Raw genomic sequence first — 12,494 nt, forward strand, 5'->3', positions numbered from 1 at the left:
ATCACGACGAGCGGGGCCGCCAGTCGCCGCGGTCGAGGTCGAGGTCTTCCGGGGCGTGCAGCCGCACCATGGTCCTGGCCACCCCGGGCGGCACCCGGTGCGGCGTCAGGAACGACACCGACACCATCACCGCGAACGCGACCGGCACCGTCCACGCCGCCGGCTGGGCGAGTAGAGCCCCCGCCGGCCCGTCGTGCGGGCCGGCGGTGATCGTGACGAGCACCGCCGCGCACGCCAGCCCCCCGCCCACGAGCAGCCCGGCCAGGGCCCCCGTGGTGGACAGGCGGCGCCACCAGATGCCCAGCACGAGCAGCGGGCAGAACGACGAGGCCGCCACCGCGAACGCCAGCCCCACCACGTCCGCCACCGGCAGCGCCCGCGCCCACAGCGCCAGGGCCAGCGGCACCACCACCGCCATCAGCGTGGCGATCCTGAACGAGCGCACCCCGCCCTTGAGCAGGTCCTGCGCGATCACGCCCGCCACGGACACGGTCAGCCCCGACGAGGTGGACAGGAACGCGGCGAACGCCCCCGCCGTGACCAGCGCCGTCAGCACGTCGCCGAGCGTGCCGCCGACCATCCGCGCGGGCAGCGTCAGCACGACCGTGTCGGTACGCACCAGGTCGGTCGCATAGAGCCGGCCGAGCCAGCCGTAGACGGCGGGCAGCAGGTAGAAGGCCCCGAGCAGGGACAGCACGACCAGCGTGGTACGCCGCGCGGCCCGGCCGTCCGGGTTGGTGTAGAACCGCACCAGCACGTGCGGCAAGCCCATGGTGCCCAGGAACGTGGCCAGGATCAGCGAGTACGTCGAGTACAGCCCGTACTCCTTGCCGCCGGACAGCGGCACCTGCCAGGTGGCGGCGTCCTGCGCGCTCACCGCGGGCGTCCCGCCGGCCTTCCACGCCATCATCAGGAACACCAGCGGCACGGCCAGCGCCGTCAGCTTGAGCCAGTACTGGAACGCCTGCACGAACGTGATCGACCGCATGCCGCCGGACAGCACGTTCACCGCCACCACGACCGCGACCAGCAGCCCGCCGACCCACACCGGTGCGCCGGTGATCGTGCGCAGCACCAGGCCGGCGCTCTGGAACTGCGGCATGAGGTAGAGCCAGCCGATCAGCACGACGAGCACGCTCGCGGTGCGGCGCACGGTCATCGACTCGAGCCTGGCCTCGGCGAAGTCCGGCAGCGTGTACGCCCCCGAGCGCCGCAGCGGCGCCGACACCAGCACCAGCAGCACGAGGTACCCGCCGGTCCAGCCGACGGGCAGCCAGAGCATGTCCACGCCGAACGACAGGATGAGCCCGGCGATGCCCAGGAACGAGGCCGCCGACAGGTACTCGCCGCCGATGGCCGAGGCGTTCCAGAGCGGGCTGACCGTGCGGGAGGCGACGTAGAAGTCGGAGGTGGTACGGGAGAACCTGATCCCGAACGCTCCGATGAGCACGGCCGCCACCACGACGACCAGCACCGCCGTCAGACTCATCGGCGTTCGACCAGCTCGGCGAAGTGGCGTTCGTTGCGCTCGGCCTGGCGCACGTACAGCCAGGCACCGATGACGAAGGCCGGGTAGATGAGCCCGCCGAGCACCGCCCACGGGAGCGGGACGCCGAGCAGGTGCACCGAGCGCAGCTGCGGGATGAGCAGGAACAGCAGCGGCAGCCCGCCGACCACGCAGGCCAGCACCGTGCACACGAACAGCGCCAGCCTGAACTGGGTACGCAGGTACGAGCGCATGTAGACCTCGCCGAGCCGGGTCTGCTCGTCGATCTCCCTCGTGGCCGGGTAACGGGGGCGGCGCGCGGCGGCCGTGCGCGGGCTCATCACGGCCACCCTGCGCGGGGTCTCCCGCCGCGAGGCGTCGGTCTTGGGCAGGGGCACGCGGCGTCCGGGCCGCGGCTCGGGGCTCATCACGGCGCCGACCTCGCCTTCCTGGCTCGCCGGACCAGCAGGTCCCGTAGTTCGCGGGTGTGGCGGCGGCTGACCGGCAGCTCCGTGTCGCCGACCCGCACCGCGCACTTGCCCGAGTCGATGTGCAGCTCCTCGATGTGCTTGACCGCCACCAGATGGCTGCGGTGCACGCGGACGAACCCGGCCGAGGCCCACCGCTCCTCCAGGGTGGCCAGCGGGATGCGGACCAGATGGCTGCCCGCCGCCGTGTGCAGCCGCGCGTAGTCCCCCTGCGCCTCCACGTAGATCACGTCGGCGCTGGACACGAACCGCGTCACCCCGCCCAGCTCCACCGGGATGGTGTCCGTCTCCCCGCCCTCCACGGGCACGTCGGCGGAGACCGCCACCCGCCTGATCGCCTCCGCCAGCCGCTCCGGGCGTACGGGCTTGAGCAGGTAGTCCTCGGCCTTGATCTCGAACGCGTCCACGGCGTGCTCCTCGTACGCCGTCACGAACACCACCCGCGGCGGGTTCGCGAACTGCGACAGCAGCCGCCCGAGCACCACCCCGTCGAGCCCGCGCATGCGGATGTCGAGGAACACCGCGTCGATCGGCCGCCCCTCGGCGATGGCGCGGTCGAGCAGCCGCAGCGCCGCCGCGCCGTCCCTGGCGGTGGCCACCTCGCCGATGCGGGGATCGGCACGCAGCAGGTACGACAGGTCTTCGAGGGCAGGCAGTTCGTCGTCGACCGCGAGAACCCGTAGTTGTGCCATAGACAGTGATAAAACCGACAACAAAGATCGAGGTCAACGGGCAGAGACGCCTGGGTGATATTTCGGCAACCTGACGTTGACCTTAGTGCCCGCCCCCTGGGCGGTCTCGACGACGAGGCCGTACTCGTCGCCGTACACCTGACGCAGCCGCTCGTCCACGTTGGCCAGCCCGACGCCGCCCGAGGCGGGGATGTCACCCGCGAGGATGCGGCGCAGCCGGTCGGGGTCCATGCCGAGCCCGTCGTCCTCGACGCTGATGCGGCACTCAGCCCCCGCATCCTCGGCGATGATCGTGATGCGGCCGACGCCGTTGCGGCTCTCCAGGCCGTGCCTGACGGCATTCTCGACCAGCGGCTGCAGACACAGGAACGGCACCGCGACCGGCAGCACCTCGGGCGCGATGCGCAGCGTCACCTGGAGCTGGTCGCCGAACCTGGCCCGCTCCAGGATCAGGTAGCGGTCGATCGAGCGCAGCTCCTCGGCGAGCGTGGTGAACTCACCGTGCCTGCGGAAGGAGTAGCGGGTGAAGTCGGCGAACTCCAGCAGCAGCTCCCTGGCCCGCTCCGGGTCGGTGCGGACGAAGGAGGCGATCGTGGTGAGCGAGTTGTAGATGAAGTGCGGCGAGATCTGCGCGCGCAGCGCCCGCACCTCGGCCTCCATGAGCAGCGTGCGCGAGCGGTCCAGCTCGGCCAGCTCCAGCTGGGAGTCGACCCACCCGGCCACCTCCTGCGCCGCCCTCACCAGACCCGCGGAGGCGGTCTGCCCGTAGGCGGCCAGGGCGCCGACCACCCGGTCGTCGGTGGTGAGCGGGACGACCACGGCGTGGTGGATCGGGCATTCGAGCAGTTGGCAGTCGATGGTCAGCACTTGGGTGCGGCCGTCCTTCAAGGTGGCGGCCGCGTGCTCGAACGCCTGGCCGGCGTGGTGGTCCCCGGCGCCGTCGTACACGAGCAGCCGCTCGCCGTCGGTGATGGCGAGGGCGGCGCAACCGAGCAGCGCGCGCAGGTGCCGCGAGGCGCGCTCGGCGCCGTCGGCGGTCAGCCCGGCCCGCAGCGGCGGCCCGGCCAGTGAGGCGGTGTGCAGCGTCTCGAACGTGGCCCGCTCCGCCGGGCTGGTGCCCAGCTCGCGGCGGCCCCGCATGACGCGCCAGAGCACGATCGCGGGCACGCTGACGAGCACCGCCACCACGACGACGCCGACCACGTACTCCACGCAGCGGAGCTTACTTCAGAGTGCTTTGGCGATCAGATCCGCGTACGACCCGGCCTCCTCGGCGGAGTCGTACTTGGTCCGCGGCCAGAAGAAGCCACGCAGCCCGTCCTTGTTGTTGCGCGGCACGATGTGCACGTGCAGGTGGGGCACGCTCTGGCTGACGCGGTTGTTCATGGCCACGAACGTGCCGGCGACCTGCAGCCCCTGCTCCACCGCCCTGGCCATGGCCTGCACCCGCTCGAAGAACGGCCCCACGTTGGTCAGGTCGGCGAGCGTCTCCACGTGGACCCTGGGCACCACCAGCACGTGCCCCTTGAAGACCGGCCGGGCGTCCAGGAACGAGACGGCCACCTCGTCGGAGTGGACCATGGTCGCCGGTCGATCACCCGCGATGATCTCGCAGAACAGGTCAGTGCTCACGCCTGACCTTATCCACAAAGGCCGTCCAACTGGTCATATTGGGCGCCGACCAGTCGGTGGGGGCGTGCAGGAACCGCTCGCCCACCCGCTCGCGCAGGCGCTGCGGCACCTCGGCCACCTTGGCACCCCTGCAGTGGTAGACCAGCCCGCCCCCGCGCTGCCCCATCGCCATCCACGGCAGCCACGGCGACACCCGGCACCACGAGAACACGCACGGCACGTCCGGCACGCCCGAGTCGAGGTCCTTGGCCGAGACGAAGAACTGGAACAGCTCCAGCGCCCGGTACGTGTCACTCGCCGAGTTCTCGGGATGGTCTGCGACCTTCAGCGGCGAAGGGTAGGCCAGCCGGATGTCCACGTTGTAGACGATCTGGTCGCCCAGGCGGGTCGTGGGCACCGGGTAGGCGCCGAGCCGCTGGTTGACCGGGTCGTTGAAGACGTGCTGCACCTCGACCGTGCGTTCGGTGAACGGGTTGTCCCAGGAGTCGAGCACTTCCCTGCTCTTGGGGTCGAGGTAGAGGGCGGCCTCCCTGGTCAGCAGCTGCCAGCCGCCGTCGGCCTCGACCGCCCTGGCCACGTTGAGCCCCTCGAACCCGAACAGGTGGTGCGGCCCGCCGTCGTCCTGCCAGCCGTACACGTCGCCGGTCCAATAGGAGATCGTCTCCGCACCGTCGGAGGACGCGCGCACCCGGATGAAATCCATGATCCCCACAGTACCCGCTGCTTCGTGACATGTTGTCACCATCTTCGGCGACGGTTCAGTCGCACTGGACGAGCGTCAGGGAAGACGTCAATGCACGGTGACGGAGAATACGGCCTCGCCCGACTGCTGCCTGCTCTCCTCGTTGGGCGGCGTCGTGGACTGGCCGCACCGCCAGCAGTTGCGCAGCCTGATCTCCGTCGTTCCGGGGCGCTTGCTGTTGAACACGAAGTAGGTGGTGCGGCCCGCCCCGACCCCCTCGCCCTTGCTCTCGTGCTCCTCGCTGATGAACGAGGCCACCTTCGGGTCCGGGACCGCCACCAGGTCCCAGTTGTCGCCCACCGACGGGTTGTCGGCGACGGCCAGCGAGAACCGCTGCCCGGGGCGCAGCTCGGCACGTACGGTCGAGCCCTTGGCACCCTTGACCACGGTGCCGAGGTCGCTCACCGCTGAGCCCCCGCCGCACCCCGCCACCAGCAGAGCCAGCATGGCGGCGGCGGCCGTTCGACGAATCATTCCGGCAGGCTATCGGCCCGCACCTGCGCGTCCTTATCTGGACCTGCGGCGATGGTCCCGCATCATGCTGCGCACGGCGAAGGCGGCCGCGGCGCCCCCGGCGGCCATCAGCAGCAGGGGCCGCTTGCCCGCCGACGCCTTCCCTTTGACGGACCCGGCCACGCCCGCCGCTCTTTCCTTGACGGACCCGGCCGCGTGGCTCGCACGGGCCTTCACGTCCGCCTTGGCGGCCAGCGCGCTGAGGGTGTCGCCCAGCTCTCGCCGGGTCTCCTCGATGTCCTTGCGTACGTCGCCCTTCTCCTGGTGGCGCGTCCCCGTGGACGTCGACGAGTGGCGCACCCCATGGAGCGGGGAGGACTCGTCATGGAGCGGCGATCTGTGTGGCGTGGGCACGGTCTCCTCCTCGGCTCGCTGGCTCTCGGCGACCTCGGCCCGCTCGTCGCGGATGGGGGGTTCGGGGATGAATGTCTCGTGCTCCGCACGGGCGTCCTCCGCGTGCTGGGCGTTCTCCGCCGCGCCCGGCCTGGTCGGAGGCACGTTGATGGACTCGCGCTCGGTCGGTGTGCCCACCATCGCCCGGCGGGCGCCTACGTTGCCCGCGTGTTGCTCGCTGTATCCGGGGTCGGTCTCGCTCATCGCCGTGCCCTCTCCTTGACCATGTCGATGTCGGCCTTGACGCTCGCGAGGGTCTCGTACGGGACGGGTGGGCCGACTCGTTTCACCTGGCTCCTACCGGTCAGGCCGAGCAGCCCGGCGACGATGAACAGCGCTCCCGCCACGATGGCGGCGGCCGCCCAGCCGGGGAGCGCCAGGGCGAGCAGCAGGATGACGGCGGTCACGAGCGCGGCACCACCGAAGAACGCGGCCGTCCCCGCCGCGCCGAACAGCCCCGCGCCGAACCCCGCGCGCTTGCCCTTTTCCGCCAGCTCCATCCTGGCCAGGCGGAACTCGTCCCTCACGAGCCTGGAGACCTGCTCGGAGAGGTCGTTGACCAGCTTGTGGGTGTCGTTCACGACGTTCGCCTCCTCCGCTGAGGAAGGCGACTACCCAGGCAAACGGTCTTCTATCACCGGCTATTACGCTTGGCGACCTTCAGCAGGAGCCCCAGAGCGGACACCACAGGGTCCTTCTCCACCTCGCACCAGCTGTCCGGCTGCTTCGGCTTGCTCCATGGAGACGGGAGCTCGCAGGAAGGAGCCTGTGGCTCGGGCCGCTCACACCACGATCCCGGAGGTTTCATACCAAATATTCTACAACTTCAGGTATGGCTTATATAAGTCTTCTCGCAGATGAGGTGAGTCAGCGCGGCCACCCTCCGATAGGGGTCGGTCCTGCCCGCCCGCTCCTCCGCCGCCAGCAACTCCTCGAGGTCGTCCGGGACAGGCTCGTCGTCGGGCACGGCGTCGCAGAACACGCGCACGCCGTACCACTCACGTACCTTCAGCCCGTGTACGGCGAGCCGCCGCGTGAGCTCGCCGAGCCGGTCGGCCCTGGCCTGGACGCCGAGCCTGTTGACGTAGTGGTCGCCCTCGAACGCCCGCAGCGCCTCCGGCCAGGCGCCCATGAGCCCGGGCCGCATGGCGAGGGCGTCGCCGTTGCGGACGAGGAGGGAGAGCATGCCTCCGGAGGTCAGGAGGCGGGCGAGATCGGCGAGGAGCGGGCCGGGGTCGTCGAAGTACATCAGCAAGCCGTGGCAGAGGACGACGTCGAAGCTGCCCGGCTCGAACAGCTCTCCCAGCCGCTCGGCCTCGGCCTGGACCGTGCGGACGGCCATGCCCGGCTGGATCCCGGCCTCCAGGAGGCGAAGGAGGTCGCGGGAGGCGTCGAGCGCGATGACGTGATGGCCCCTGGCGGCCATCCTGAGCGCCTGCGTGCCCTGGCCGGAGCCCACGTCGAGGACGTGGCAGGGGGACTTCGGGAGGTGCTCGGCGAGCTGGCGGGTGACGAGGTCCTGCCGGACGACGTCGCGCAGCGTGCCCAGCCGCGCGCGCCACTTGTCCTCCGCCCCCGAAAACCTCATGTCAGGATCCTAAGCGGGCCCGATCTTCCACCTGGCGGCGCGGGGGGGCATGCGGACCTGATCTTCCATCCACGGCGGTAAGCTCAAGAGGCCGCCGGGCCACCCCGGCGGACCCCTATGGTCAGTCGCGTTCAGCGGGCGGCCACAGGTAGCGGGGTCTTGCACCTACGATGATGACCATGAGCGAACTGCGCACCAAGGACGAGCACACCGAGGCGATCCAGAGGGATCGCAAGGTGGCAGTGGTGGTGAACACTCGCTCGCGCCGTGGCCGCCGCCACTACTTCGAGGTCATCGAGCAGATCCACAACCTCGGGTTCGAGCCGCTGGCCGAGCTGTCGGTCTACAACCCCAAGCGGCTGCGCGAACTGCTCGACACGGCCCTGGCCACCGACCCCGACCTGCTCATCGTGGGCGGCGGCGACGGCACCCTCTCCTCCGCCGTCCGCCACGTGGCCCACCGCGACGTGGCGCTCGGCGTGCTGCCGCTCGGCACCACCAACAACTTCGCCAGAAGCCTCGGCCTCCCGCTCGACCTGGCCGGGGCGATCAGGGTGTTCGCCACCGGCAAGGTGGCCGACATCGACCTCGGCATGGCCGACGACCGGCCGTTCGCCAACCTCGCCAGCTTCGGCGTCTCCGTCGAGGTGGCGGGCAAGGTCAAGCCGTGGCTCAAACGCATCGTGGGGCGTCCCGCCTACCCGCTGACCGCGCTGACCATCCTGCCCGGGCACACGCCGTTCCGCGCGTACATCACGGTGGAGGGGCAGCGCCACGAGCTCCTCACCCACCAGCTCAACATCGCCAACGGCCGCTTCCACGGCGGCTGGCAGGTGGCCAGGGACATCAGCATCGACAACGGCATGCTGGTCGCCTACCAGCTCGGCTCGGGCAAGAAGCTGCGGCTGCTCGGCGAGACCCTGATCAGGGCGACCACCGGGCGGTGGCGCAGCCTCGCCGGGGGACCGTTCGTGGTGGGGCGGGAGATGCTGCTGGAGACCGACCCGCCGATGGCGGCCGACGTGGACGGCGAGGTGCGGCTGCGCACCCCGATCCGGCTGCGCGTGGTCCCCAACGGCGTACGCGTCATGGTGCCCGCCTCCTTCGAGGACCGCTGACCTCACCTGCGACCGCCGCCGCACACGTGCCTGCCGCACCCGCGCCCGCTGACGTGGCGCTCCCAGCACGGCCGTGTGTCCCCCGTGGGCGCGTCGGCCCGATCGTGGGCCCTCCACTCGGGTCCGCGTCACCAGCCGCAAAGTAGCGCTGCGTAATCATCGCTACCCTGTGCGGTCACGAGGTTGGTTATGTCAGTGTCGAGTAACGGTCGTCTGTCGACACTCGCCGAGTCGATCATGGAACCACAGGTGGGTGCTGTCGATAACTCGTGTCGAAAATCAATGTCGGTGAACGGTCCGTGGAGTAGATTTCGACAGTGCTCTTCGGCTACGCGCGGATCAGTACCGCCGACCAAAACCCCGACCACCAGATCGACGCGCTGCTGCGCGCGGGCGTCGACCGCGATGCCATCCATCTGGACAAGGCCAGTGGCGCCAAGTCCTCCCGGCCCAGCCTCGACCTGGTTCTCAAGCTGCTGCGCGAGGGCGACACGCTGAAGGTCACCCGGCTGGACCGGCTGTCGCGCTCGGTCCTGCACTTGGTCACCCTCGGGGCGGACCTGCGCGAACGCGGGGTGGGACTGCATGTGATCGAGCAGGGCATCGACACTGCCACGATGGAGGGCCGCGCGATGTTCGGCATGCTGTCGGTCCTGGCCGAGCTGCAGCGCGAGCTGATCGTGGCCAACACTATGGACGGCCTGGCCTCCGCCCGTGCCCGCGGCCGGGTCGGTGGACGCCGGCCCAAGCTCACCGCCGACCAGGCCGCTCTCGCCCAGGAGCTGTACGACATGCGGGACAAGACCGTTCAGCAGATCGCGGACTTGTTCGGGGTGCCGCGCTCGACGGTGTACGGGCATCTGAAGGGCGACACCGTGCGCCGCCAGCCAAAGAAGGTCCCGGAGAGGGCGTAGGCGGGACACGGGGTCGGTCAGTCGGCCCGCTCGGGGTCGGGTCCTGGTAGGGGCCCGAGGTCGAACTGTTGGGAAGAAGCGGAATCGGGATGTAAGAAAGCCGTCCTTCGGACCACTTGCTCTATGAACGTTTGTCCCTGACCGAAGGAACCGGCTTGCCAAACCCACATGAGCGCTTCACCGCGCTCTACGACACCTACCAGGCGCGGGTGTACGGCTATGCAGCAAGTCGCGCCGGACATCAACTCGCGGAGGAAGTGGTCAGCGAGACCTTCCTGGTGGCTTGGCGGCGTCTGAACAGCATCCCCGCCCACGCGCAGTTGCCATGGCTCCTCCACGTTGCTCGCAACATCCTGCGCGACAACTTCCGGCAGGCTGCCCGGCGTGAATCTCTAGAAGCCGAACTGAGAACGTGGATGGAAGAGGCGGCCACCGACGTAGGCGAACACGCCACGGAGCGAGTCGCCGTACTCCGCGCCCTGGCCGGCTTGTCCGAAGCCGACAAAGAGATCCTGACCCTGACCACCTGGCATGGCTTATCCACCACGGAAGCGGCCGAGGTAGTCGGTTGCACCAAGGCGGCCTTCTTCGTCCGACTGCATCGAGCGCGTCGCCGACTGCAGTCGGCGATCGAAGTCACCAGTACCACCACATCCCGAAAGCCCGTGACCGTTCCAGGAAGGAAACTCCGATGAGCCGCAAGCCCGACGCGATGGACCTGCTTGCCATGGCCCGCCCGGCTTCACTGGATCGCGGATCACGCATCTCCGCTGACGACATGCTGTCGATGGCCACCGCCGAGGCACAAGGAGAACCCTCGCGCAGGCTATTGCGCCAGGGACGGAGCCGCTCGACGCCCGTCCCAGGCTCGCGGGCCCGGCCCCGCCTGTGGGCCTTGTGGGCGCCGCTGGCCACGGCGGCGATCGTGGCTCTGGTCTTCGCGCTGGTGACGAATCTGGCATCAGCCCCTGCCGTGCTCAAGCCGCCGAGAACCAACCAGGAACTGTTCGACTTGGCCGACAGGATCGAGAAGTTCCCCGCGGAAAGCGGCGCCTACTGGCGCGATGTGAGGATCGACGGCAACCACCTGTCCAGCGGCGGTTACACGCTTGTAGTGGTCGACCGCAGTGAGACCTGGGTGCCGCGCGACCCCGCCAATCTGGTGCTCAGGCAGTTGTGGCGGCAGGGCGCCGCCCGCCCGGCCACGACCGAGGACGAGCGCGACTGGCGGGCGGCGGGAGCTCCTGACCGGGTCAAGGGCCACTGCGAGAACAGTGGGCCGTGCGGTTCGATTCCGGTCGCCAATGAGCCGAAGGACTGCAGGTACACGTTGAAGGTCGATCCCACGGGAACTTATCCCGACACAACGGTCAGCGAGTTCACCATGGTGGATCTGGCGGCGATCCCCACCGATCCGGCCGAGCTCATGAAGCAGCTTCACGCCTACCACGAGATCTGGAACGGCCGCGGCTTCACGCAGCCTTTCGAGAAGTTCCTGCCGACTATCGCGAACCTCCTGGGCATGCCGCTCAGCCCTGCCCAGCGCGCCGCGATCATCCGCGTCCTGGCCGATCTGCCGGCCACCAAGGTCGTGGGCACTGTGACGGATCCGCTGGGCAGAAGGGGCATATCCGTGGATTTCGGCGGGGCCGGAGGCTCCCTGGTGTACTCCAACAAGCCGCGCAAGGAGTTGCCGGTCTACTACAGGCAGATCCTCGACCCGGGGACGGGGGAGACGCTCTCGCGCGTTTCCTATGCGGCCCGCACCGCTCTGGGGGCGACCAAGGGTGAGGTCATGAGCTACCAAGCCCGCGGCCCCGAGTCGGGCTGGACCGGGCCGCCGGCGTCTCCGCCGAAGGGGTGCAAGAAGGGGGAATGAATGTGTGCCGACCCCGGCGGCGATGAGCGCGCGGCCGGGGTCCGCGCGGTAGACGACTCAGCTGACAGGCGCGTTCATGTCGTTCTGGATCTCTGTAGGGACGACAACGGCGCTCACGCGGCCTTGGCCTCCTGCATGGATCAGCGGGCCTGCTGGACTTCCAGGCCCGAGACTGGCCCGAGGTCGAGCTGTTTGCTCATGTCGAGCTCGAACGGACCGACGCGCGCCCGCGATGCGACGTCGCCACCCGGGGTGCCCGGGGCGGGCCCGGGTCAGGAGTCGGCGAGCGACCGGTAGGCCGGGGTGAGCGTCCTGGCCAGGTCGGCGGGTGGCGGGAAGACGCGCAGGAGCAGGTCGGGGGCGCCCGTCGTGGGGCGGCGTTCTGGCCGGTGCGCGGTGGCGCCGGGGGCGTAGAAGTCGGCCAGCCGGTCGGCGAACGGCACGTCCTCCACCTCCAGCCTGGGCACGTCCTCCGCCAGCGAGCCGAGCAGCTGCTCCCGGGTGCGGCCGCGCCAGGCCAGCACCAGGAACGGGTCGTCGTCGAACGACTCGGCCAGCAGATAGAGCACCGCCGACAGGTGCTTGCACGGGAAGCCCCAGTCGGGGCACGAGCAGTCCATGTCGAGATCGCGCGGGAACAGGTCGATCCCCAGCGCCGCGAACAGCTCCTCGATCTCCGTCGGCATCTCTCCCGCCAGCAGCTTGGCCCGGTAGACGGCCTGCTCGGCGATCGACTCCTCGATGGCGGCCCAGCGCCGCTCGCCGTACGCCTCGATCCTGATCACGACCTCGTACGGCTTGCGCCGCGACCCCTGGACGGCCGCCCGGACCTCCCCGGGAGACAGGTCGACCGACAGGACCTGGCCCTGGCGGGCGTAGGCGCGCCCGCGGGTGAGGCGGCCCTTGTCGCAGATCCGCTCCAGGATGTCGATGAAACGCCTGGACCACCAGGTGGACCCGATGGTGCCCCGCCGCGTGCGGGCCTTGAGTCCGCCCTCCACCTTGATCGGCTTGGCGGCGTGGAACCAGGTTCGCCTGTCGTCCGGCAT

15 protein-coding genes are annotated in these 12,494 nt (G+C 69.9%); 4 read left to right on the forward strand and 11 right to left on the reverse strand.

Going from position 1 to position 12,494, the window contains the following annotated elements:
- Window position 1: 1 nt before the first annotated feature.
- The 10 genes from ABN273_RS40950 to ABN273_RS40995 form a co-directional block, all read right to left on the reverse strand.
- On the reverse strand, window positions 2-1,489 hold the full coding sequence (locus tag ABN273_RS40950; RefSeq protein WP_349454752.1) for a sodium/solute symporter: 1,488 nt from the start codon (window positions 1,487-1,489) through the stop codon (window positions 2-4).
- On the reverse strand, window positions 1,486-1,914 hold the full coding sequence (locus tag ABN273_RS40955; protein WP_349454828.1) for a hypothetical protein: 429 nt from the start codon (window positions 1,912-1,914) through the stop codon (window positions 1,486-1,488). Before ABN273_RS40955 ends, ABN273_RS40950 begins: the two co-directional genes overlap by 4 nt.
- Window positions 1,914-2,666 carry a LytR/AlgR family response regulator transcription factor gene (locus tag ABN273_RS40960; RefSeq protein ID WP_349454754.1) on the reverse strand — a complete coding sequence of 251 codons (753 nt, stop codon included), beginning with the start codon at window positions 2,664-2,666 and terminating at the stop codon, window positions 1,914-1,916. The genes ABN273_RS40955 and ABN273_RS40960 overlap by 1 nt, the downstream gene beginning before the upstream one ends.
- Window positions 2,667-2,699: 33 nt before the next feature.
- A complete protein-coding gene (locus ABN273_RS40965) occupies window positions 2,700-3,878 on the reverse strand; it encodes a sensor histidine kinase (RefSeq protein WP_349454756.1) in 1,179 nt (392 codons plus the stop codon).
- Between the two features lie 15 nt (window positions 3,879-3,893).
- A complete protein-coding gene (locus ABN273_RS40970; protein WP_349454757.1) occupies window positions 3,894-4,298 on the reverse strand; it encodes an HIT family protein in 405 nt (134 codons plus the stop codon).
- On the reverse strand, window positions 4,288-5,001 hold the full coding sequence (locus ABN273_RS40975) for a DUF1838 family protein (RefSeq protein WP_349454759.1): 714 nt from the start codon (window positions 4,999-5,001) through the stop codon (window positions 4,288-4,290). The genes ABN273_RS40970 and ABN273_RS40975 overlap by 11 nt, the downstream gene beginning before the upstream one ends.
- An 87-nt stretch (window positions 5,002-5,088) precedes the next feature.
- Window positions 5,089-5,514, reverse strand: a complete 426-nt coding sequence (locus ABN273_RS40980) for a protease inhibitor I42 family protein (RefSeq protein WP_349454760.1) — start codon at window positions 5,512-5,514, stop codon at window positions 5,089-5,091.
- 33 nt (window positions 5,515-5,547) lie between these two features.
- A complete protein-coding gene (locus tag ABN273_RS40985) occupies window positions 5,548-6,150 on the reverse strand; it encodes a DUF3618 domain-containing protein (RefSeq protein ID WP_349454761.1) in 603 nt (200 codons plus the stop codon).
- Window positions 6,147-6,527 (reverse strand): phage holin family protein, encoded by a 381-nt coding sequence (locus ABN273_RS40990; RefSeq protein ID WP_349454763.1) that lies wholly within the window; start codon window positions 6,525-6,527, stop codon window positions 6,147-6,149. The genes ABN273_RS40985 and ABN273_RS40990 overlap by 4 nt, the downstream gene beginning before the upstream one ends.
- Before the next feature lie 245 nt (window positions 6,528-6,772).
- Window positions 6,773-7,534 (reverse strand): class I SAM-dependent methyltransferase, encoded by a 762-nt coding sequence (locus ABN273_RS40995; RefSeq protein WP_349454764.1) that lies wholly within the window; start codon window positions 7,532-7,534, stop codon window positions 6,773-6,775.
- A gap of 179 nt (window positions 7,535-7,713) precedes the next feature.
- Between ABN273_RS40995 and ABN273_RS41000 the strand changes: the two genes are divergently transcribed.
- The 4 genes from ABN273_RS41000 to ABN273_RS41015 all read left to right on the forward strand — a co-directional run bounded on the left by ABN273_RS41000 (window position 7,714) and on the right by ABN273_RS41015 (window position 11,445).
- A complete protein-coding gene (locus tag ABN273_RS41000) occupies window positions 7,714-8,652 on the forward strand; it encodes a diacylglycerol/lipid kinase family protein (protein ID WP_349454765.1) in 939 nt (312 codons plus the stop codon).
- Between the two features lie 317 nt (window positions 8,653-8,969).
- Window positions 8,970-9,566: a recombinase family protein gene (locus ABN273_RS41005; RefSeq protein WP_349454767.1), complete on the forward strand. Its 597-nt coding sequence runs from the start codon at window positions 8,970-8,972 to the stop codon at window positions 9,564-9,566.
- Window positions 9,567-9,697: 131 nt separating this feature from the next.
- Complete coding sequence (locus ABN273_RS41010) at window positions 9,698-10,261, forward strand: RNA polymerase sigma factor (protein ID WP_349454769.1); 564 nt, start codon at window positions 9,698-9,700, stop codon at window positions 10,259-10,261.
- Window positions 10,258-11,445 carry a CU044_5270 family protein gene (locus ABN273_RS41015; RefSeq protein ID WP_349454770.1) on the forward strand — a complete coding sequence of 396 codons (1,188 nt, stop codon included), beginning with the start codon at window positions 10,258-10,260 and terminating at the stop codon, window positions 11,443-11,445. The genes ABN273_RS41010 and ABN273_RS41015 overlap by 4 nt, the downstream gene beginning before the upstream one ends.
- Before the next feature lie 272 nt (window positions 11,446-11,717).
- Here the strand turns inward: ABN273_RS41015 and ABN273_RS41020 are convergent, their stop codons facing one another.
- On the reverse strand, window positions 11,718-12,494 hold the full coding sequence (locus ABN273_RS41020) for an SWIM zinc finger family protein (protein ID WP_349454771.1): 777 nt from the start codon (window positions 12,492-12,494) through the stop codon (window positions 11,718-11,720).

This window comes from Nonomuraea sp. B19D2, from assembly GCF_040137845.1.
Classification (GTDB): Bacteria; Actinomycetota; Actinomycetes; order Streptosporangiales; family Streptosporangiaceae; genus Nonomuraea.